This window comes from Robiginitalea sp. (assembly GCF_982776155.1).
Genome location: NZ_CEXZKX010000008.1, coordinates 45,676 through 68,081 on the forward strand (window position 1 = coordinate 45,676; position 22,406 = coordinate 68,081).

The following is a 22,406-nucleotide window of genomic DNA, read 5'->3' on the forward strand; positions in this document are numbered from 1 at the left end:
TAAGGGAAAACCAGGATTAAATGGTCCTGCCTGTGTTGATCACATTTACATCGTTGAACCGGGCGGTGGAGCTGCCGTGAGAGACGGCGCTGATCTGGGAGGGCTGCCCTTTTCCGTCAAAGAAGGAGCCGAAGAGGCGGTAGTCGTTCTCGTCGCAAATCTTCACGCAGGAATTCCAGAACTCCTGGGTATTGGACTGATAGGCCACATCGTCCAGCATGCCGACGATTTTCCCATCCCTGATCTCGTAAAACACGGTGCCCCCGAACTGGAAGTTATACCGCTGCTGGTCGATGGAATACGACCCGCGCCCTGCGATATAGATCCCCTTCTCCACATCTGCAATCATCTGGTCGATGGAATAGGGCTCGCTGCCCGGTTCCAGGGAGACATTCGGCATCCGCTGGAATTGCACGTCGTCCCAGCTTTGCGCGTAGCAACAGCCGTGGGATTCGTTCTGGTCGATCATATGCACCTGGTCGCGGATCGCCTGGTAGTTGGTCAGGATCCCGTTGCGGACCAGATCCCATTTCTTGGTCTTTACGCCTTCGTCGTCGTACCCCACAGCGCCCAGGGAGCCCGGTTGCGTTTTGTCGGCAACGAGGTTTACGATATTGCTGCCGTACTGGAAATCTCCGGATTTCCATTTGTCCAGGGTTGCAAAACTGGTCCCGGCGTAATTTGCCTCGTACCCGAGGACGCGGTCGAGTTCCAGCGGGTGCCCCACGGATTCGTGGATGGTGAGCCCCAGGTGGTTCGGTTCCAGGACCAGGTCGTACTTGCCGGCCTCAACAGATTTGGCGTTGAGTTTTTCCAGTGCCTGCTTCGCGGCCAGGGCAGCGTCCTCCACCATATCGTAGCTGTTCCTGTAGAGTTTAATCCCCGAGGGGCCTTGCAGTTTTTCCGATTCCAGGCCGTCCATATACTCAAAGCCCATTCCCATCGGGGCGCTCATAGCCTGGCGTGTTTTGAATTTTCCCGCCTGGCGGTCAATGGCCGTGACCCCGAAGGTTGGCCAGATCCGGTGGACATCCTGGTCGATGTAGGAACCGTCCGTGGAGGCGAAGTATTTCTGTTCATTGACCATGAAAAGAGCGGAATTCACAAAGCTGGCGCCGTTTTCGATGGCAGCCGCATTGGCGGACAGCAAGAGGTCTACTTTATCGGAGACCGGCACTTCCTTAAAGTCCTTTTTGATGGGCGTTTTCCAGGATACTTCCCCATGGGACTGTACCGGCGCCAGGACCACCGGCTCCTTCTGGATTGTGGAATTCGCCTTGGCAATGGCCACAGCCTGCTCGGTGGCCTTCTTAATGCCGTCCTCCGAGACGTCGTTTGTGGAAGAGAAGCCCCAGGTGCCGTTGGCAATTACCCGGATACCGATTCCAAAGGATTCGGTATTCACCACATTCTGCACCTTGTCCTCCCGGGTAAATACATATTGATTCAGGTACCGGCCAATCCGCGCATCCGCATAGGTGGCCCCGAGCGATTTTGCCGTATTCAGGGCAACGTCGGCCATTCTCTTTTTAACTGCGTTGTCCATGCCGGGCGCCAGCAGGGCTTCCTGCGGAATCTCCCGGCCGATCAGCAGGGACGGCATCATAAGCGCACCGGTGCCCAATCCCGCGTACTGGACAAAATTTCTTCTTTTCATAAAATGTGGTTTAATGAGTTTGTGGCCTGCGGAGAAACTCAGGCAGCCAGGGGGGCCACTCGGAACGCGCAGGATGTAAGCTGCCATATCCGGCAGTGCTTAAAAATAAAAAGCCCGGTAGAAGAATTATGTTAATCTTAACTTAATATGTTAAAAACCCGCGTTTTTTTAACAGTATGCCCCGCCGGTTCCTATTGCCTGACGACAATCCCGAAGCGGCATCAATAACAATCCATGAGCAGCTGGCCGCTTTCGATATAGCCATCCAGGGTCATGCCCTCTTCGGCTTCCAACAACGACTCGAGGTTGTCCAAAACGCCGCGCTGCATATTGAGGGAGCCGCAAAGCATCAGAACCCCGCCTTCCCGGAGGGTATGCAGGACGGTTTCCCGGTCTTCCAGGACCAGGTCCTGGACGTAGCGTTTAGCGCCCTCACGGGAATAGCAGGTCCGGATATTGGGGCCGCCCTGGGAGAAATTCGGGGTGCCGGCAGCGGGGGGCCCTTCCGGGTCCTGGAGCTGTTTGAGCCAGGGACTGTAGAGCTTTCCGGATTCGCGTGTCCTCCCGCCCCAGAACAGGTGTACATCTGTACCGTTTGTCTGTTGCATCATGCCCAGGAAGGGAGCTATCCCCGTCCCGTTGGCAATCATCACGGCAGACCGGACATGCCCCGGGAAATGGAACCCGGGGTTCTCCTGGATGGCGGCAGCGATCCGGTCCCCGGCCTGCAGGCTATACAGGTAGGAAGAGCAGCGTCCCCCGGGGTGCCTTCGGATACTCAGTACGATGTCCCCGTCCATGTAGGCGATGGAATACTGCCGATATCCGCTGGCCTTGTCGGGACGGACAGCCAGCAGGTCGCCGGAGGTAAAGGGTTGGTCCGTTTCTGGCCGGAGGGTTAGCAGAAAGGTGTCATCCGCGTTTACCGGGCTCCGGCTGACTACGGTAAACCCGATTTCGTCAAGGGGCTCCGGCTCTGCAGGCGCTTCAAACCCCACCCGTATTCCGGTACGGTCGCCCCAGGCGTTCAGCCAGGTCCGGAAATCCGCCTCGGACTGGTCGTCCACGCGGTAGAGGGGTAAACCTGCCCGGAAACCGGGGTGCGCTTCCAGTTTCTCCTGAACATCGGCTGCGTAGCGACAGAAATCGGGGTACTGGGTGGAGCCGAATCCCACCACGGAAAACTGCAGGGCCGCAGGCTGTTCCACCCGATCGACCTTCGAAAGAAATTTCCGGGCATTGGTCGGGGCTTCCCCATCCCCGTAAGTAGCGGTCAGCACCACCAGTTGCCGGGCTTTCGGATAGGTCCTGTAGGCATTCATCTCCGCCAGGTGCACAGTGCGGCCTGTGGCCCGTATCCCTTCGCAGAGCGACCGGGCAAAGCCAAAGGTGGTCCCGGTTTCCGACCCGACAAGGACCGCCACCTCGCAGGAGTCGGCATCCGACATGGCCGCCCCATGCGAACCGCCCTTGCGGACCCGGGTATTCTTGCGGCGCCTGAGGGTCATCGCAAAACCGGAATACATAAAGAACAGGATGGAGGCGGATGCCAGCAGGAGCACAATCGACCAGAAAACATTTCCCTGCCCTGTATGCGCCGCAAAGCTGAAGCGGGAGAGCAGGGTGACCATCGGGAAGTCCGCCTCGCTGAGGATGGCGCCCGTCATGGGGGAAACGCGGACCTCCCGATCCTTTAATTCAATGAGGTAGTACTCCCCGGGTTCATCCGAGAAGGGAAATTCCACCCGGCGCACTTCGGACAGCGCCCATTCGCCCAATACCCCCGCCTGCCAGGGTGCGCCTGTGGCCGTACCTTGGCCGGAGCCCTCCCCGGTTGGCGGGGCGGCAACTTCCCGATGTTGCGGCAGCGCTTCAGGCAATAACCGGAATTTTTCGGCCGACAGGTAGACGCCCGTGAGTGCAACCACCAGGATGGGCACCAGCATCCAGCGGCTCAGGAGCACGTGGTAGCGCATGGCAAAGTAGTCTTTCCGTACCGGGGACAGGATTCGGCGGAAGCCGCCCTGCCGCTGGGCGAGCAATACGATACCGCTGACGGCGATGATACAGAGGAGCAGGGATACCAGGCCTACAAAAAAGCGACCGGCACCCTTGAGGAACAGGGAGCGGTGCAGGTTTGTGGAAAAGCTGTAGATAGCCGGCCGCTCCTCCACGGGTCCGAGGGTTTCCCCGGTTCGGGGGTTCACATACACCTCCAGGCTCTCCAGGTCGGCCGTCAGCACGCCGGCCCGGACAAAGCCGGAGCGTTCCACCTCCAGGGTAAATACCTCTTCGTAGTTGGCGGTCAACGCCTCCAGGGCGGTGGACAACGGAACCTCATCCAGGTCGGCCACGGCATATCCGCGGGCCTGGTGGGTAATCGGCTCCAGGGCCAGGATCACGCCCGTAACCGATGCAATCAGCAGGAAGGCCGACGTGGCGACGGCCAGGGCCAGGTGGCTATATCTCCACAGGGACAAGGTCATCCGTCCGGATTATTGGGGCAGCATCCGGATATACCGGATAAAGCCCCTTCCCTCCTTTTTGCTTTTGAGGTTCTCGCTGGTCAGCTCAAATTGCAGGTCGTCGGCATAGTATTCCTGATCCTCCACCGAGGTTTCAAACCGCAGCTGGTACCCTGCATCAATTTTATCCGACGGAATCTGCAGGACGCTCACCGAGCGTTCGCCCCCGCTCAGGGTAGCCCCGGATATCCCGTCGATGTCGGGCCGGTACTTGCCATAGAACTGCCACCATTCCGGGATTTCACTGTACCATTCGCTGTCGGTCCCCAGCACCTGCAGGGTTTGCTGGTACTCCCCTTCCTCATCGAGGAGGGAGACCACGATATACGCGCCTTCCCCCGTGTAATTCGTCATCTGGATCAGACACTTTACAGCCGTATTGGCCGGTTGGGCAAATCCCGCCAGCGCCAGGCCAGCGGCGGCGGCCATACCGGCGATGAATAACCTGAATTTCATCATCAGTTCAGAAAATTTAAGGTCACCCCGTTCTGGTCCAGGCGCTCATTCTCGCGGGCCAGGTCCAGGGCGGTTTCTTCAAAATCGGTTTGGATAGCCGTATTCGCGCCCAGGCCTACCAGGTAGCGAAGCAACGCATCGTCGGATGCTTTCATGGCCGCAATATGCAGGGCCGTCATCCCCTCTTCGTTCCGGGCATTCACATCCAGGCTTTCGTGGGCCACTTTTTCAAGCAGGGGCAGGCTGTTGGCGTCGGCCGCCAGATGGTACAGCGTATTGCCGCCCGCCTGGGTTTCGTACAGGTTGAAACCGGCCTGTTGCAGGGCTGCCAGTTTCTGGTCATAAACCTCCGGGTGGGAGGCGTCAAAGGACGCGAGCAGGTAAAAGGATATCGAGTTGCCTTTTTCATCCCGGGCCGCAACGTCGGCGCCCGCTTCGATCAGCAGGGAAACCACGGCGGGGTTGTTGCCGTGGACGGCCCGCATCAGGGCTGTCTGCCCAGCGGCATTGGCCGCATCCACGTCGGAGACTTCCCCGGCAAGGATTCCGACCACCTCCGGGGTGTTCCCGGCGGCCGCATTCCCGAAAGGCGTATTGCCCTCGGCATCAGGCTGGTTGGCTATAGCCCCGTGCTCGAGAAAAAACCGGATAATTTCCGGGTCTTTGTCGGAATAGGCCACCCGGTGGAAAGCGCTTTCCCCGGATTTCGACACGGTTGCAGGGTCCAGGCCCAATCCGGCCAGGTATTCGTACAGTTCCAGGCCGTTGCGGTGCCCCCGGGTACCCTGGGCGGCAAAGAAGAAAGCATTGCCCCCGTCGGCATTCGGGGTCTGGTAGTCTACCCCGGCTGCCACCAATTCCTTTAACAGGTCGATATTCCCCGCCCGGGTGGCATAGTTGAACACCCCGTTCCCGTTGTCGTCGGTTTCAGCCAGATCAATCCCTTTTTCCCGGAAGTATGCGAACTCTTCCATGCCGTCCATATAAGGGACGTTCAATAGCAACAAATTAGCCCCGGACTCACTTTTCTGGTTTGCCAGGTTTACCCCGTGGGAAGCAAACAGGTTGTAAATTTCCGTGTTGCGTTGCCCGGTGGAAGCTGCAAATGCCGCCGGGGTGTAGCCGTGGCTGTCGCGCACGTCCGTCCGCGCCCCCTGATCCAGCAGCCAGGATACCAGTTCGGCATTTCCGGCGTAGGCAGCCCAGTGGATGTAAGTCCGGCTGTCGTGCGTTTTCTTCTCAATGTCGTTCCCTTCCTGCGCGAGCAGGAAGCGGGTTACCTCCGGATCCGCTTTCTCAAGCATGCTGTAGATTACCCCGTCAAAGGCGCTCGATGTCATTTCGGCCGGGTTGTGGCCGTTGGCGATTTCCCGCCTGACATCCTCTACGGTTGGGTCTGCTTTCCAGAAATCCCGGCTCAGGAAAGGATTCTGCTGTTGGGCGGCAACCGGCAGGGCAACCAGCACGAACAGCAGTGCCCAAACGCGGTTGCGGATAGCCTGCTTCTTTTCGATAACTGTCTTCATCGTGTCTTTTTTACAAATGATTCAATAACGCCGTCAATGGCAGCGGCTTCTTCGTAGCCTTCGGCAAACAAATGCTTGTAGAGCGCCTTGTTGTCTACCTTCTCTTCCAGGACCAGGTTGGCCTTCCGCCCGTAAACCTCATCCCATTTGGCGCGCACCAGCGCCCATTTCTCCTGGTTTTCCTCCCACCAGGCCGCCGCAGCGGCACAGCGGCTGTCCGGGACGCGCACATAGGTATTGTATCCCTTTTCCCGGGCCAGTACCACGTCTTCTTCCCCGGGCTTGCGGATCACCTTGGCGTTGTCCTGGTCGTGGACCCAGCCAAAATCGGTGATCTCATGCCGGTTGCCGCGGACCGTCAGGTTGTAGTCGCTGCGCGTGGTATACTCCCGCCGCGGCAGGGGGGCGTCGGCCGTGTTTTCCCAGAAGCTTTTACCGTCTACATGTACCCAGGTGGCACTGCCTTCGTATCGCGGGCTATCATCCACCTGATAGACTTTTTGGGTCCACTGGCCGGAGACGTCTGCAGCCGGTTTCTCCTCAAACACCCAGACATTGTCGCCGTTGTAGCTGTAGAAATCGGTGTTTTCGAAAAGCCAGTCCTGCCGCCAGTGCTTGACGATATGCGGATCCGACGGGTTGCCCACCTGCAACAGGTGTTGGATGGAAATTTTATCGTCCGCATCGGTGACCAGCTGGGCCCATTCAAGCCCCTTGTCCACCTTGGTCTTGGAGGGCTTATATAAGGAGTCGTTGCTGTAGTTAAACGTCTCGGCAAAATTGAAGGTGACTTCAAAACAGCCGCACATGTTCTTGATGGCTTCCCGGTCTTGTTGTTTTTTTTCGGCCTGACCGCTGACAAAGGCCGTTAACGCCAGGGCAGTGATTAGCAGGAGGTTGGATCGCATGTTCTCAATTCTATTATGGGTTGGACAAAAATCTCGGGGACGAAAATAACTATTTTTATTTATTCTAAATAAGATTAATCAATATATTTGGCTCGCTATTAAGAATTATTCTAAATAAATATCATGAGCCAAAATCGGCCTCCGGTTGCATTCTACTTTTATCTGACCTGCCTGTTTTTCGGATTGAATAGCCTGGGTTCGTGGCATGCCGGGGCACAGGAATCCCCCGGAGAAAACCGGGTTGCAGAGGATTCGATATTGCCTACCTACCTGCAGGAAGTTGTCCTGACTGCCACGCGTACGGAGCGGCAGGTCTCCTCCCTCCCCCTGCCGGTTACCCTGGTATCCGCCGACCGGATTGAAAAGGCGGGGGCTGTGCGGCTCGGGGAAATCCTCAGCGAACAAACCGGGATCATCACCGTCGCCGACGAAAGCGGTTTTGAAGGCGTACAGATCCAGGGCGTTGCTTCGGACTATATCCTGATTTTGATGGACGGGGTCCCGCTGGTGGGACGGAGCGCCGGGAACTTCGACCTCCAACGACTCGCAGTGGGGAATATCAAACAAGTAGAGGTGGTGAAGGGCCCTTCCAGCAGCCTCTACGGCTCGGAAGCGCTTGGCGGGGTCATTAATATCATTACGGAGAAACCGAATACTGAATCCCTGGAAGGTTCGGTAGACTACCGAATAGGACGGTTTGCCCAGCAGGACATGAACCTGAACCTGAAGCAGCGGCGGGGCGCTTTCCGCTACGGGTTGTTCGCCAACCGGTTCTCGAGCGAAGGATACGACCTGACTCCGGAAACCGCCGGCCAGACGGTGAACCCGTTTGAGAATTACACGCTCCAGGGCCGGTTTTACTACGACTTCTCGGATCGGTTTTCCCTGTTTACCTTCTCGCGTTTCTACGACCAGGTGCAGGATGCCGGCCTGTCGGTTGGGGAGACGGACTACGAGGGCGACAGCCACCAGCGGGAGTGGAACTTCCACACCCGGGGGGACCACGCCTGGAGCGACGCCCTGGAAATGGAATACGAATTCTATTACACCAACTTTCAGGCAGACGAGCGCCTGGCCGACCCGCTGACGGATACGGTCCTGAGCGACAGCGATTTTGACCAGCGCCTGCTGCGGCCGGAAATCCGGGGCACCTATACCCTCAATGGGGGTGGAAAACTCACCGCGGGGACCGGGCTGCAATTCGAACAGCTGGACCGGACGTATTTCGACAGGGCCGTCAGCTTCGGCTCCCAATACGTCTATGCCCAGTACGATTTCAACCCGGTGGATCGGCTGAATGTCATTGCCGGCGCCCGGTACGACAACCATTCGGAGTACAACGACCAACTGAGCCCCAAACTGGCAGTCCGCTACCGGCTGTCCGACGTCACGGCCCTGAAGGCTTCCGTGGGCTATGGGTTCAAAGCCCCGGATTTCCGCCAGCTCTATTTTGACTATACGAATTCCACGGTGGGCTATACGGTGCTCGGATACAATGTGGCCGGCCGCAAACTCACCGAACTCGACGAGCAGGGCCAGATCAGCCAGATCGTCGTCCCGATTTCCGACCTGGATGCGCCCCTGCAAGCCGAAAGCTCCGTGGGGTACAACGCGGGCATCGCATTTCGCCTGAAACGCTGGAATGCCGAACTAAACCTGTTCCGCAACGATTTCAGCAACCTGATCGACACCCGGATCATCGCTCGGAAAACCAATGGCCAAAACGTGTTCAGCTATGTGAATTTTGACGAGATATTCACCGCGGGGGCAGAGGTGAATGCCACCTACAATCTATCGGAAAATATCAGCCTGAACGCCGGGTACCAGTTGCTCTATGCTTACGACAAAACCCAGCGCGAAGCAGTGGCGGATGGCTCGGTTTTTGCCCGGGATGCCACCAACCAGACCGTGGCACTCAGTCGGTCGGATTACTTCGGGCTGCCAAACCGATCCCGCCACAATGCAAACCTGAAACTGTATTACGACATCCCCGATTGGGGCCTGGATTTCAACTTCCGCCTGCTTTACCGGAGCCGGTACGCCCAATTCGACACAAACGGCAATGGGCTGATCGATTCGTACGACACGAGTTTTGTGGACGGGTATGCCCTGGCGCACGCAGCGGTGAGCAAAACATTCCTGAAAGACTTTACCCTGCAGGTTGGGGCCAACAACCTGTTTGGCTATACGGACCCGGATATTCCCACCCAACCGGGAAGGGTCCTCTTTACGAAAATCAATTATCAATTCTAATTATTCAAATTTAATTCCTGATCCATGAAGAAGTTTTCCCTTTACTTAACCATCCTGACCGTTTCCCTGGCATCCTGCAGCAAAGACGACGATAACGGGCCCGGGGCCCTCCCCGCCGAGTCCGAAACGGTTTCCAACCTCCATGCCCCCCAGACCGGCGGGCAGGGTGAACCGGTTGGCGGGCCGTTTACCAAATTCGATTTTGAATCGGGTGCCACCACTACGAGCGACACCGAATGGGACATCGCCTTCCGCGGTACCACCATCGCGGTCAATGGGGGCACGGAGACAGGCACGAATGACGAGCCGGAACGCAACGGGGACGCCGCGGCAGCCATTGTGGACGGCACCTTTGCCAGCGTCACCACGGCTGCCGGCCTGACGTTTGCCCAGGACGGCGCAAACGGCTTTGCCATCCCCACAGGCAGTGACAACGGTTGGTACAACTACAACCCGCAACAGTTTACCATCACCCCGATACCGGGTAAGATTCTGGTCTTCCGCACCCGCAACGGGAACTACGCGAAGGTGGAAATCCTGAGCTACTACCGGGACAACCCGTCCCAGCCGGATATGGAGAGCGAATCCCGCTATTATACCTTCAACTACCTGTACAACCCGAACGACGGGGAGGACAGCCTGGAGTAATTCGCCAAAAATGTTGCTGTCACAATCCCAGCCCACCGGAAACGGTGGGTTTTTTTGTGACCGGGAATTATGGGCGGCCTAGTGAAAAAAGCTGCCCAGGGAGAGGACTGCACCCACAGCCAGCATCAGGATGCCGGCCAGCACTTCCCTTTCACGAAACTTCCGATACCGGAATATCCCGGCAATTAGGACGATGACCTGTGCCAGCAGGACGGGGATCAGCAGGAGTTCCTGTACAAATTGCAATCCGGGAAACCGGATGCCGAAATAATGAAAGAAGAAGGTGAGCAACAGGAAGCCCGCAATAAACAGGCAGATCAGGAGATATTTGTGTTTGAAGGGCATCGTTGGGCTGACAGGGTTAGTGCAACGCTTCCAATTTTTCTAAAAGTATTCAAAATTTCCATAGGCTATGTGACAGGGTACTACCCCCTAACTGACAAATATCAGCTGCCGGAACGTATTTGGTATGTATTTTTAACCGAAAGACCCGTGAGGCAGAAGATTATCAAATTGCTGGCTGTATGCCTTATTTGCATCCTGCTGATCCTGGCGGTCGTCCGGCTCGCGGAGTCTCTAACGTAAAACCATTTAAGTATGAAAAAGAATATGGGGTCTGCAGACCGTGTCATCCGACTATTGATAGCCGCAGTCATCGGCGTATTGTATTACACCGGGACCGTCAGCGGTACACTGGGTATTGTTTTGCTCATCCTGGCCGGCGTCTTTATACTGACCAGTTTTATCAGTTTCTGCCCGTTGTACGCGCCGTTTGGATTGAGTACCTGTAAGATGCGGGAGTGATCCGGGCTGGAAAAACGCTCATGCACAAGCACGATGAAAGCCATTCCGGTCAGGCCGAATAGAATGAATGGCTGGGATTTCCACACTAAAAAGTCACAACAACCCCAAAAGGGGATCTTGTCAAAATTTCATAAATTATATCCTCGATGGCCTAAACACCCACCAACGCAAAACCGGCGTGTTCTGAACCCAGAGGAATGGACAATAGCGAAACCTGGACGGAAACCTACAACCGGCTGAAATCCTCATCCCGGGATTCGATGTCAGCCGATACCCTTGCGACCTATGCCACAGCCGCATACCTGACCGGGAGGGACGAGGAGAGTTTTGACCTGATGGACCGGGCCCACCGGGCGTATCTCGACAAGCAGGATCGGAGCCGGGCCCTGCGCTGTATTTTTTGGCTGGGTCTTATGCTGATGAACAATGGCGAAATGGCTCGCAGCAGCGGATGGCTTTCCCGGGGGATGAAATTGCTGGAATCCGCACCCCGAGAAGCGCCTTCGGAAAAGGGCCTGTTTCTGATTCCCAAAGCCCTTGAAACCCTTTCCCGGGGTCAACCAAAAAAGGCCAGGGACCTCTTTTCCCAGGCCGCAGGAATAGGAGAAAAGTGCAAGGACAACGATCTGTTGGCACTGGGCCAATTGGGAAAGGGGCAGGCGCTCATCCACTCCGGGGCAATAAAAAGCGGAGGAAAACTCTTTGACGAACTCCTGGTTGTTGTGGATGCCGGAGAGGTATACCCGATTGTCAGTGGAATCGTGTATTGCGCAGTCATTGAAACATGCAGGAAAGTTTGGGATATCCGCCGGGCTCAAGTTTGGACGGCCGCACTGACCAAATGGTGTTCGGCGCAACCGGACATCGTTCCCTTCAAAGGTCAATGCATGGCACGCCGGGGTGAGATCCTGCAATTGCAAGGCGACTGGCACAGGGCCCTCCGCGAAGTTGACAGCGCTTGCAATTTGTTGGCGCGGTACCGGAGTGGCGCAGCGGGGGAAGCCTATTATCGCAAAGGAGAATTGTACCGGTTGTTGGGATCTTATAAAGAGGCGGAGTCCTGTTTTGGCCAATCCGCCAATTGGGGCAGGAAACCGCAACCCGGCCTCGCATTGCTCCGTTTGGCGCAGGGGAAGACAGAAACTGCCACAACGTCCATTCAAACTGCCCTGAGGGAAACCCATGATTCGTATACGCGCATGGAACTATTGCCGGCAGCCATCGACATCTGGGTTGCCGGAGAATCCCTGCAGGAAGCAAACGAAGGATTAAAAGAATTGCGTGACGGGATCGGGCGGGTCGATGCGCCCTTGCTTAAAGCGCAAGCCGCATATGCTTCGGGCCTTGTCCGATTCGCGGAAGGCAACCTACAGGATGCCCTTGAGCACCTCAACGAAGCCTTGAACCACATCCACGTAGGGTCCCTCCCCTATCTATATGCGCGGGTAAGGGAATTAAAAGGACGCGCCTACCTGGAGGTGGAGGATCGAGAAAATTGCACCCTGGAATTATCCGGGGCGCGATGGGTTTATGAACAACTCCGTGCCAAACCCGATCTGGAGCGCATACAACCCGTGCTGCACAAAACTCGTGAGCATCCCACGCGGCGCCTGACTCTCCGGGAACTGCAGGTGCTTCGCCTGATCGCCTCTGGAATGACAAATAAATCCGCTGCCCGGGAGCTATTCATTAGTGAACGTACCGTAGACCGCCACGTGAGTAACATTTTCGACAAATTGGGGGTATCATCGCGGGTTGCTGCCACGGTGGTGGCCATCAAGCACAAGTTGATCGACGCTCCAGGCTGAACACCGCTTGTCTGAGCAGCGATAACCCAAAGGGCCCTGTAGTCTTCCGGGGTTGCCCTTCGCTTTTTAATGAGTGGGTAGAATTACCCATGCCATTGCTGATAATTTGGGTAATCCTACCGATGCGCGCCACCCGAATCCGGAAGAAATTTACCTCCACACCTTCAAAGGAATCCACTTATGAAAAAGTTTGTCATCATTCTCACGATCATCTGGACGGTCCTTCCCGGATATTCTCAGGATAGCCGCGGTTCCCGACAGCGTCTGCCCATCATCGACATGCATCTCCACACAGGTTTCCCCCATGAATTGCCAGCGGGGGCCCCGGCCCTCTGCCGGCCAGAGCCCTGCGCAGATAGCCTGGCCGCCACTACGGATCCTGTGCTCCTGATGGAAAAGACACGGGAAGCCATGGACCGGTACAACGTCGTTAAGGCTTTTCTGAGCGGTGTGGACATCTCCGACGTTCATGCCTGGTCCGAAGCCATGCCAGACCGCTTTATTGCCGCACCGTTTATTCTGGACCCCCGGGATATTCAGCCGGAACAACTCCGCAAAGCATACGAATCGGGTGAATTACAGGGGCTCGGTGAAATCGGCGCCCAACTGGTGGGCCTGCCTCCTACCGACCCTTCGCTGGAACCGCTGTTTCAACTCGCGGAGGAATTGAATGTCCCCGTTTTGATCCATACCCTCGGCATTGGACCGTACCTGCCGCATTTCAGTTCCGCCTCGGGCAACCCGCTGCTACTCGAAGAAATACTTACCCGGCACCCCAAACTCCGATTGTTTGTCGAAAATGCAGGATATCCCTTCCGGGATGAGATGATTGCGGTGATGTACCAGTATCCGCAGCTTTATGTGGATGTCTCCACAATTACCTGGGTTATCCCGCGAACCGCATTTTATGACTATCTGGAAGCCCTTGTACGCGCCGGTCTCGGCAAACGCATCCTGTTTGGCTCCGACCAGATGGTCTGGCCGGAAAAGATCGGGGAAGCCATTGAAGCAATAGAGGAAGCGCCCTTTTTAACCGAGGCACAGAAGCGGGATATCTTCTACAACAACGCGGTCCGGTTTCTCAGCACGGACGCAGCCACCGAAGGCAATGCGGCCACTACGCACCGGTGAGAACACAGGCCTTGGCAAGGAATGTATCGATGTTAAAAAAAATAGCCGCCCCTTTCGGAGCGGCTATATATTTTGAGGCACAGAAAATCTATGGTTTGGTTCTTGAATTTTTCCAAATTATTAAACTCATGACGATTATAGTCAATCCAATTGCGATTAGCGCCAAATTGCTGCCGCCATCAGCCAGGAGCCATTCCAAAGGAAAAGGTAAACCTTTGGTTAGCTCACCTTCTTGAGTTAGGGCCATTCTTAAAATTTAGTCGAATACAAACCCGGTGACTATCCGATATATAAATGCGTATAGAACAATGAAAAATAAAGTGAAGCTGATCCAGGCGAAAACTTTAAAGTAGTTTCTGACCAGAAAATGGCCTAAATCTTTAAAGCCTTCATAATAGATTTCACGCAAGAGTAGTATTGTCTTCATAATTGGGGGTTTTTGGACGGCAAACATAGGACTGACCATGACCCCTTGCAATCCCTTTGGACAAATGGGAAATTTTATCGGCAGAATGAAGTCGGATCTCCTTTCGTCCAAAATTTTGGCGTTTCAAAGAATTCTTAATCCGGAAGCATACCAGAAAGACAATTGATAAAAATGCAGCCATACCGGGAGTAGCAGGCATTGAGATGAAGGCTTCCCGGCAGGTGGAGTTCCGGATGGTCCACTAAAAAAGCCCTTTAGGGAGGGGCCTATTTGATGAAATTTCAGTTCTGGGGAGGGCTTGTGCAACGGTTACCATTGTTAGCTGCAGTTTTTCTAATCAAACTCCCATCTTACAAAAGGACCAAAATTGCTATTAAAGACTTTGTTCGGTCCAGCCCAGTCCATATTTGCACCTAGTCCGAATATAAACTGTCTTCTTTGCATTCCTGCTCTTAAATAAATATAACTTATGTTATGTTCATTGTAGTTAATACTAAAATTATGAATGAATTGTAGCCTACTATAAAATTTCCAATCATTGTTAATTGTTGGGTGGTATTCATATAATCCAAATAATTTGGTATCCAAACCATCATTAAGAAAAATGGACAAATTGGTTACAGCTAGAAAATTCTTATTGGCAAAACTATGTTTAGGACCTACAATGGGGGAAAAACCTGCAAATGAATTAAAGTCCAGGCCAGCCATAATCCCGAACCCCTTTTTAAAATTATATCCAAATTGAGAAATAATTATTGCCCTATTTTCTTCTACATCATTTGTATAATTTGCGGTGTAAGTAGCTAAACCGAAAAAATCAAAATTGCTGGTCGGACCAAAAAATTTTTTAATTACAAATTGGGAATATACTTCTTTATGTCCTGCCATTATCTCAACGGGAACCGGTGGCTTGGGATTTTGAGCAAACGCAATGAATATGCTACATGAGAAAATAAGCAAATAAGTGGCGCAAATTTTAATTGTATTCATAACAAAAGTTTTTAATTCGAGGCGAAACTAAAAACCTTCATACGAAGAAAAATTGCTCTAGAGCAACAATTAAAGTTTTGATTTTAAGCGGCTCAATGTGTAAGGGGTGATTCCTAGGTATGTAGCAATCATTTTATTGGATAACCTGGATAAGATTCTGGGTTGGTAGTTCATCAACCATTTCAGTCTTTCCAATGTTTCCTCTCCCTGAAAATTGTATATTCTCTTAACCGAGGTTACATAAGCCATCTCTAAGATATCTCGATAAATCAAATTTATGGAAGGCTCTGTTTTAACCAACTCATAAAAATCCGTTTTAATTATATATAGTATTTCAGACTGTTCGATTGATTGTATATTTTCTTTGGATGGTTCATTTGTGATTAAACTGGTAAGGTCCGTTCCGAATTTGCCTTCAAAGGCAAAGTATCTTGTCAATTCCTTGCCTTCCTCATTAAGGTGGAAAAATCTCAAACATCCATTATTTACGAAATAAACCCCTTTGCATATTTCACCTTCTCTTAATACCGTTTCATTTTTCTTTAAACTTTTACTTTTAAAGTAATGTGAGAATCGATTAAATTCTCCCTGGTCAATACCTGCTTTTTCCTTTAAATAATTAAATAAGGTAGAATACATAATTTAAAAGATAAAGCATTTTTGAAAAATTACAGCTAACAGTTTCTGTCCGCTGTATGCGGCGTTTGGATTGAGTACGTGTAGGTCCAGGGGATAATTGTGGCCGAACGGCCAAAAGGGCTCCGGTGGAGCGCTTTTAGTGAGGAGCCAGGTGGTGCGGCGGCCTTAGATGGCTGGATTACTCACTTCGCTCGTGATCCAGACCGTGCCCTCTCCTGCTGGATTACTCGGCATACGCCTCGTGATCCAGACCGGGAGACCACTCCTGCTGGATTACTCGGCATACGCCTCGTGATCCGGGCCGAACGGCCAAAATGCATCCGGTGGATGCATTTTAGTGAGGAGCCAGCCGGTGCGTTGGCCTTAGATGGCTGGATTACTCGGCATTCGCCTCGTGATCCAGACCGGGAAACCACTCCTGCTGGATTACTCGGCATTCGCCTCGTGATCCAGACCGGGAAACCACTCCTGCTGGATTACTCGGCATACGCCTCGTGATCCAGACCGGGAGACCACTCCTGCAAATAGAAAACCCCAATCCGCTTTCGCGGATTCCGGGATATTTTTTCTCACTTTCTTATAAAAGCAAGCTTTTGACGAAAGTTCAAAAAAATACCCCGCAACTTGCGTTGCGGGGTTTTCTGCTTGATGTGGGCCCTGCTGGATTCGAACCAGCGACCCCCTGCTTGTAAGGAATTTCTAAAGGGGTTCAATGAGGCGGTCAATTTAACTTATAATATTGATTATCTGTATATTACATATTATTTGATGTCAATTCGAATCATATGAAACCAAGGAAATGTTTGCAAATTGTTTGCAAATGAATTTACTACCTTGAAGAATATGAACACGTATTTGACCCCAAAATTGGACACACGAAGGGCAAAATCGGATGGCACTTTTCCGATCATAATCCGGATTACGCACTTGCGAAAAACTACCTCTATTGCCACCGGGTTTTATGTCCAAAAAGCTGATTGGGATGATCGGAGAGGGCAGGTCAAATTCAGTTACCAGGGTGCCTATTCCGTTCCGCATTTGAATACAATCCTTTTAAAGGAGCTAACCCGGGCTAATTCCATCCTGAACAAATTGATTGATAGCGGGGAGCTGAATTATCTGAGTATCCGGGAAATCAAGGAACGGATTGTCCAGAACAACAAATTCGAATCCTTTTTTGCATTTGGGGAGAAGCTTGTGGAGGAATTTAGACAGCAGAATCGATTGGGTACAGCCCGCTCGTATGATTTTCTACTAAAACGTCTTCGAAAATTTAATAAGGGGCGGGATCTTAAATTCAATCAACTGAATTACGACTTTCTGAAGCGCTTAGAGCACCAACACCTCAGCCGGGGCTATTCCTGGAATGGTCTTTCCAACTATATGCGGACGATACGGGCCATTTTTAACAAGGCCATCCGGGCGGGGCTTATCCAAAGGGAAGCCTCTCCGTTTTTGAGATATCAGATCAAACAGGTGCCAACAGCCAAACGGGCCTTACCAGTCCGGTACATTAAATCCATCATGGAGTTGGAACTGGAGCCGGACTCCAACCTCTTTAATTATCGGAACTACTTCCTCCTGTCCTTTATGCTGTATGGCATGAACTTTACGGATATGGCTCATATGAAGATGGAGAACATCATTGATGATCGATTGCTGTACAATCGCAAGAAGAACGGGCGTGCTTATGACATCAAACTGGCAGAGCCAACCTTAGAGCTTTTAAGGCCTTATATGGAGGATAAGAATAAGGACGAATACATTCTACCTATCATCAACCGGAAGCGCCCGGAGGGTATCTTCAAAGACATAGAATGGGCGCGTGGCAGGTATAATAAGGGACTCAAAGAGATTGGAGAGCTCTGCGGGATTGAACAACGCCTTACCAGTTATGTTTCACGCCACAGTTTTGCCACCCAGGCGATGCTCAATAATATTCCATTAGAAGCCATATCAGCAATGATGGGCCACTCAAGGATCAATACGACTCAGATTTATTTGAAGGGGTTGCCGGCTTCGGTTTTGGATGAATATAATGAGAGATTGATCGAGGCGATATGAATCTAGCAACGGTCCTGGCTATAGTCTGGTGCTCGGAAGCATGAACAATACCTGGGCTGATTTATATAACTCTAAGTTAGAAAATATCCCCATGCGATAGCAAGCAATGGGCTATAGGCGTTGATAACTGCTGGCTTCTATCCTTAATTGTCCCAGTAAAGTTGTACAAAACCATTCTTACATATAAGTCTGAGAGTTAAAGTTTCAAAATTCCACCTACGTCCAGACCAATCTTCCGAATCAAATTCGTTTTGCTTTAATTCTCCCTCTAAATTGGTATCTGAGCCGAAATAACCTAAGAGTCTTTTTACAAGTAGTTCTACTTCTTTTGTAAGTAAGAACCAATTGGTTGGTTTGTCCTGACTTAAAAAAGTTGAATTCTCCTTAGCGTCTTCATTTGAATAGTAACAGATCATTTTATTAAAGAAGCCAAATAAAAAGTATGGAAAATAGAAAGTGCGGTAGACACCATTTTCATTCTCATAGTCATAAAAATTTTCAGATTCCATAATATGTTGCATGAGTTTTAAGTCAAGAATCGGATTATCGTTTTTGAGATATTTCCCATGGAAATCTAGGAATTCTTGGGGCAAAAATACCCATGTATTAATATTTAAATTTTCATAGACTTGCTTTGTTTTTTTATATGCACGCTTATCATTTATGACATAAATATTACATGTTGAAGCGAAAGCTGCATGAAACGCATCATCAGTTGTATTTCTAAAAGTTTCCTTCCTATTTCTCTTAACAGATACCTTGTCTTCTTGGTAACCATGCAAATCTAACTGCAGATATTGCTCAGTAATATCATTGAACCATTTAGGTGCGTAGCTCGAATCCAATTTTGCAAAATTGCTTGTAACGCCCAATTTATCATAAAAGGTCTTGATATATTCGAATGGATTTTGAGTATTGAAAATTTGATCTCTATTGATTCCCATCCCAGACTGGACAGTTTTTCTTAACTGTTTGTAACCTTCTTCATGATTAAGTTCACGGTTTATATTGTTGAAACTTTGAAAAAAGCCCTCCATAGTTGGATTTTCTTTCAATCCTGGGAACATTTGCTCCATAATTTGTGCGCTCTCTGGATTATCAAACGCTTGCTTAAATGATTCTTCTAGAGGAATTGACATTAATGAGTTAAATAAAGGCTCCACTAATCCTTTAATTTCATCGTCTTCTTCAAAATTTCTCAATAAGCCCTCAATACTAAAATCCTTGAATTGATCTTTGCTGTCCAAGTTTTGATTATACAATTCACGGGGTGGAAAAATGTCTAAAACAATACCCTTACCATTATTAAACAGACAATACTCTTTAGTGATCTTTGAGATAAATTCTAAGTCAGTATTAATTAACTGTTGTTGCCTTGACGAGTCGTCAATGTTTGAGGTGATGTCATTTATATGAGATGTGGAAAATGGTATAAGATATTTATCATTGTTTTGAATTATTTCTTTGATATAAGGATGATTCCCATTTTTCATCTGAGACAAAACATTCCAATCAAAGTAAATCTTTATCATTAATAATATTCAAGATGTTGGCAATTAGGGCTCCTAAGTAACGCCCCTTGCCCTACCAGCTGGCAGGCAGTAATAAACCGGTGCTTCATCGCACAGGTCACATACTAGTAAATTATTTAGAAACTAAGATAGGGATTATGGGTAAGCCACAGCTAACAATGGCATATAGGCGTTGTTAGCTGCTGGATTCGACAGACATAATTGGAGGCTCCATGTCAGCAATGATATCTGTGGCATTTTCCATTGCTAGTACATGCTTACCATTTTCAATTGAGTTAAATATGTAAGCTGCTAAATCTTCTCCAAGTGTTTCTCTAATGATTTGTTCTGAATTCAGATTTACAAAGTCAAATATGTATAACTCGTTTTGAGTTAGGACATTTTTTATTAGAAATAGAAATTGATCTTTGGCAAGAGCTATTCCAAGAGAATTTTCGAGTTCAGAAAACTTATCTAATTCCATTTTTTTACTTTCATGAAATGACTTTAGTCCCTCAACAAATTCCTCAAATTTTTCACTATTCTGGTCTATGTGCAATCTATTGCTGCTATTAGAATTTTTAAGGGCTTCGATGCCTTCCGATATTTTCCTTTCAAATTCTTCGTCTAATTCAAGATCGAAACCGCTAATTGCATGAATCTCAAAACCTTCACTGATAATATAGTCTTTGTCGATAGGTCTAAGATTATTGAGAAATGAAACTACGAGATTATGAATCAGATAACTTTGAATAATTAGGAAGTCCTGATGCTCAACAATAACAATAGGAAATTGATTTTGCCCCTTTGTTAAATGCAAATCGAATTTGCCAGATTTTACACCAAAAGGAAAGGTAAGATGATATCCCTTTGGTAAAAATGCACCCCCAAATATTAGTTTATCTGGTTGAACATTAAACCAAAAATCATCATTTATCTTAATTCTGTTTGGAGGGTTGTCCATTCTGACATTTTTTCAGCTTGCAAATAACGGTCTTGCACATGAAAAGTAGCGGATTTATACTCTCAAACCTTTCAGTTTTGCACTGACCTTTGTTTTATTTACATAATTTCGTTTTATCACTTGAACCGCTATTAATTATAAACAATGTTTTGCTTTCGTGCTTTATTTAATAAATCTCCATATAGTTACCCCCAGAACATATACCTACCACTCTTCTTTTCCCCAAGTAATTTTTCATCTTCAAAGCCCATACCCTTATTATATTGTTCGTCAAAAATGCTTGGTAAATCAGGTGTTGTTACAAGTTTGTCAATGTTTTCTATTTTCTTTTCTGTAACTACTCCACTTAAATAACCACCGCAAACTTCTAGTTCATCTGAACAGATTAATTTGCCATGTAACTCTTCCCTTAAAATGAGGTAATCAATAAAATATTCTGGTTTTTTTTTAGTGGCAATCATAGTAAGCAAGAAAGTTTCTAAATCATCAAGTTTTATGACCCAAGGAAAAACATCATCTTCTCCTATTTCAAGCAAAGTCGATAAATCATTCTGAATTTGACCAAATGAATTAATATTTACAATAATTGAAAAATCACTGTTTTGATATTTAGTAGTGTCAATTTCTTCAATTAAGTTTCCATGTTTGTCTTCAATTCTAAGTGGTATTTGGTCAATAAATTTTTGTTCCACCCTTTTTGTTTGAGTATAACCATAGCCAATACATGACTTAAAATCGTCTTTGATTTTAACAAAGGCTTTGTTTGGATCTCTCATTGGCTCACGAAGATTATAACCTTTGGCTTCTATTATGAACGCGTGATTTTTCCATAAAAATAAAATGTCCTGTTCACAGCCGTCAACGTAATAACCTTCAAAGCATTGATAATCTTTTTTGAAGAATTTTTTAAATATGTCTACTATTTTCCTTTCAAGTAGTTTCCCTTTTCGGTCAACAAGTTTGTCCTTTGCTTTAGCTTCTTTAGAACAAACTCGTTCAAGTAAATCATCAATTGCATGGATAACTTGCTTTACTTCAAACACTTGATATAATCCATCTCCAATGTCTATAATCGGAAATTCATATAATGGATTGCTAGGTCTTGTTGAAGTGTAATAGAGAAAATCTTTAGTTTCCCTTATGCATGAAAGAAGTTGTAAAATGGTATTTACTTTTTCAAGTGGAAGTTCAACAGAAACTAAATCTTCTGGTTTGAATCGGTTAATAATTCCATGGTCAGCCATAAATGTCATCAGTGGTTTTCTTTCTTCAAACATATCCATCATAACTGCGGGCATATTGTCTGCAGGCACAACTGGCATTTTCGTGTAGTTTTCCCAATCAGGGCGAATAACACCATTAGGCGAAGAAAAACCTTGAAAATTTGATTGAACTAGAGAATCTAGACTATTGTAAAAATTTATAAAATCAACCGTAACTACACCTGTTTCACGTTCTATTGTTTCATCAATTTCTGAATATAAATTTTTAACCCAACTAATCGTTTGTTCCTCATAGTTAAGAGGTCCTTGATTAAAATATGATAAGAATGAAGGCATTGCTACTTTTCTAATATTTTTCCATTCTTCGTCAATTTCTTCATCTGGTTTTGGGAAGAATAGTTTGTAATATTCGCGTTCAATTTCGTTTAAGAGTGTAACAATCTGTCCCCATTTTTCAGGTGTATATTGTATATCATCTCCATTGTTACTATCTGTTGAAACTAGTAAACCACCTAAAAAATATAGTTGTCTTAAAGGTGAAGAAAGTTGACCTAGTTGGTCTTGAGCAGTACCATTAGCTATAGCTTTCATTAATCCTGAAAGGTCTCCTAATAACCACTGAGTGTCATATGTTGACACAAGGTCTTTAAGTTCTTGTGATTTGGTTTCAAGGCTCATTTATCGGTTTCTTTAGCATGAAGCACAACGGCCCGGGGTATGCCTTCGTTGCCTTCAAGAGCAAGTCTTGACGAGTGAATCAGACACCGTCTGTAGCAACGGGGTTAGCGAGGCAAGACGCCGGAATTTTCATTTTAAACATAATTATTTTAACAGGATGGGGTTTGAGCCATGTAAATATGGGATATGGGGCA

General features: G+C 49.1%; 18 protein-coding genes. 6 read left to right on the forward strand and 12 right to left on the reverse strand.

The genetic code is table 11. From position 1 onward, the window contains the following. Positions 1-16: 16 nt before the first annotated feature. The 5 genes from AC3DKS_RS13005 to AC3DKS_RS13025 all read right to left on the reverse strand — a co-directional run bounded on the left by AC3DKS_RS13005 (position 17) and on the right by AC3DKS_RS13025 (position 7,072). Positions 17-1,657, reverse strand: coding sequence for a TldD/PmbA family protein (locus tag AC3DKS_RS13005; protein ID WP_272608493.1), 1,641 nt, complete (start codon positions 1,655-1,657; stop codon positions 17-19). A 221-nt stretch (positions 1,658-1,878) separates the two neighbouring features. Next, positions 1,879-4,143: a PepSY domain-containing protein gene (locus AC3DKS_RS13010; RefSeq protein ID WP_272608492.1), complete on the reverse strand. Its 2,265-nt coding sequence runs from the start codon at positions 4,141-4,143 to the stop codon at positions 1,879-1,881. Between the two features lie 9 nt (positions 4,144-4,152). Then, positions 4,153-4,641 (reverse strand): DUF2271 domain-containing protein, encoded by a 489-nt coding sequence (locus tag AC3DKS_RS13015; protein WP_272608491.1) that lies wholly within the window; start codon positions 4,639-4,641, stop codon positions 4,153-4,155. After that, positions 4,641-6,164 (reverse strand): ankyrin repeat domain-containing protein, encoded by a 1,524-nt coding sequence (locus AC3DKS_RS13020; RefSeq protein ID WP_272608488.1) that lies wholly within the window; start codon positions 6,162-6,164, stop codon positions 4,641-4,643. Before AC3DKS_RS13020 ends, AC3DKS_RS13015 begins: the two co-directional genes overlap by 1 nt. Then, positions 6,161-7,072 (reverse strand): DUF6607 family protein, encoded by a 912-nt coding sequence (locus tag AC3DKS_RS13025; protein WP_272608486.1) that lies wholly within the window; start codon positions 7,070-7,072, stop codon positions 6,161-6,163. Before AC3DKS_RS13025 ends, AC3DKS_RS13020 begins: the two co-directional genes overlap by 4 nt. A 123-nt stretch (positions 7,073-7,195) precedes the next feature. Here AC3DKS_RS13025 and AC3DKS_RS13030 point away from each other — a divergent pair, with 123 nt between their 5' ends. Both AC3DKS_RS13030 and AC3DKS_RS13035 read left to right on the forward strand, forming a co-directional pair. Next, positions 7,196-9,325 (forward strand): TonB-dependent receptor plug domain-containing protein, encoded by a 2,130-nt coding sequence (locus tag AC3DKS_RS13030; protein WP_488072910.1) that lies wholly within the window; start codon positions 7,196-7,198, stop codon positions 9,323-9,325. Between the two features lie 24 nt (positions 9,326-9,349). Further along, positions 9,350-9,973, forward strand: coding sequence for an HmuY family protein (locus AC3DKS_RS13035; protein ID WP_015753869.1), 624 nt, complete (start codon positions 9,350-9,352; stop codon positions 9,971-9,973). Between the two features lie 78 nt (positions 9,974-10,051). Here the strand turns inward: AC3DKS_RS13035 and AC3DKS_RS13040 are convergent, their stop codons facing one another. Further along, a complete protein-coding gene (locus AC3DKS_RS13040) occupies positions 10,052-10,318 on the reverse strand; it encodes a hypothetical protein (protein ID WP_015753868.1) in 267 nt (88 codons plus the stop codon). A 252-nt stretch (positions 10,319-10,570) separates the two neighbouring features. Here AC3DKS_RS13040 and AC3DKS_RS13045 point away from each other — a divergent pair, with 252 nt between their 5' ends. The 3 genes from AC3DKS_RS13045 to AC3DKS_RS13055 all read left to right on the forward strand — a co-directional run bounded on the left by AC3DKS_RS13045 (position 10,571) and on the right by AC3DKS_RS13055 (position 13,716). Beyond that, complete coding sequence (locus AC3DKS_RS13045; RefSeq protein WP_474732349.1) at positions 10,571-10,777, forward strand: YgaP family membrane protein; 207 nt, start codon at positions 10,571-10,573, stop codon at positions 10,775-10,777. Positions 10,778-10,974: 197 nt separating this feature from the next. Beyond that, positions 10,975-12,585 carry a LuxR C-terminal-related transcriptional regulator gene (locus AC3DKS_RS13050; RefSeq protein WP_474732346.1) on the forward strand — a complete coding sequence of 537 codons (1,611 nt, stop codon included), beginning with the start codon at positions 10,975-10,977 and terminating at the stop codon, positions 12,583-12,585. Between the two features lie 180 nt (positions 12,586-12,765). Then, a complete protein-coding gene (locus tag AC3DKS_RS13055; protein WP_474732344.1) occupies positions 12,766-13,716 on the forward strand; it encodes an amidohydrolase family protein in 951 nt (316 codons plus the stop codon). A 256-nt stretch (positions 13,717-13,972) separates the two neighbouring features. On the opposite strand, the gene AC3DKS_RS13060 is transcribed toward AC3DKS_RS13055, so the two are convergent. The 3 genes from AC3DKS_RS13060 to AC3DKS_RS13070 form a co-directional block, all read right to left on the reverse strand. After that, positions 13,973-14,143, reverse strand: coding sequence for a DUF6747 family protein (locus AC3DKS_RS13060; protein ID WP_474732341.1), 171 nt, complete (start codon positions 14,141-14,143; stop codon positions 13,973-13,975). A gap of 333 nt (positions 14,144-14,476) precedes the next feature. Then, positions 14,477-15,133, reverse strand: coding sequence for a hypothetical protein (locus tag AC3DKS_RS13065; RefSeq protein ID WP_474732338.1), 657 nt, complete (start codon positions 15,131-15,133; stop codon positions 14,477-14,479). A gap of 69 nt (positions 15,134-15,202) precedes the next feature. Further along, positions 15,203-15,772, reverse strand: coding sequence for a Crp/Fnr family transcriptional regulator (locus tag AC3DKS_RS13070; RefSeq protein ID WP_474732336.1), 570 nt, complete (start codon positions 15,770-15,772; stop codon positions 15,203-15,205). 843 nt (positions 15,773-16,615) lie between these two features. On the opposite strand from AC3DKS_RS13070, the gene AC3DKS_RS13075 reads away from it, so the two are divergent. Next, positions 16,616-17,836, forward strand: a complete 1,221-nt coding sequence (locus AC3DKS_RS13075; protein WP_474732355.1) for a site-specific integrase — start codon at positions 16,616-16,618, stop codon at positions 17,834-17,836. 143 nt (positions 17,837-17,979) lie between these two features. On the opposite strand, the gene AC3DKS_RS13080 is transcribed toward AC3DKS_RS13075, so the two are convergent. The 3 genes from AC3DKS_RS13080 to AC3DKS_RS13090 all read right to left on the reverse strand — a co-directional run bounded on the left by AC3DKS_RS13080 (position 17,980) and on the right by AC3DKS_RS13090 (position 22,212). Next, entirely contained in the window at positions 17,980-19,368 is a 1,389-nt protein-coding gene (locus AC3DKS_RS13080) for a hypothetical protein (RefSeq protein ID WP_474732333.1), read from the reverse strand. A 175-nt stretch (positions 19,369-19,543) separates the two neighbouring features. Continuing rightward, entirely contained in the window at positions 19,544-20,311 is a 768-nt protein-coding gene (locus tag AC3DKS_RS13085) for a hypothetical protein (RefSeq protein WP_474732329.1), read from the reverse strand. A 185-nt stretch (positions 20,312-20,496) separates the two neighbouring features. Continuing rightward, positions 20,497-22,212, reverse strand: a complete 1,716-nt coding sequence (locus AC3DKS_RS13090; RefSeq protein WP_474732327.1) for a hypothetical protein — start codon at positions 22,210-22,212, stop codon at positions 20,497-20,499. Positions 22,213-22,406 lie beyond the last annotated feature (194 nt).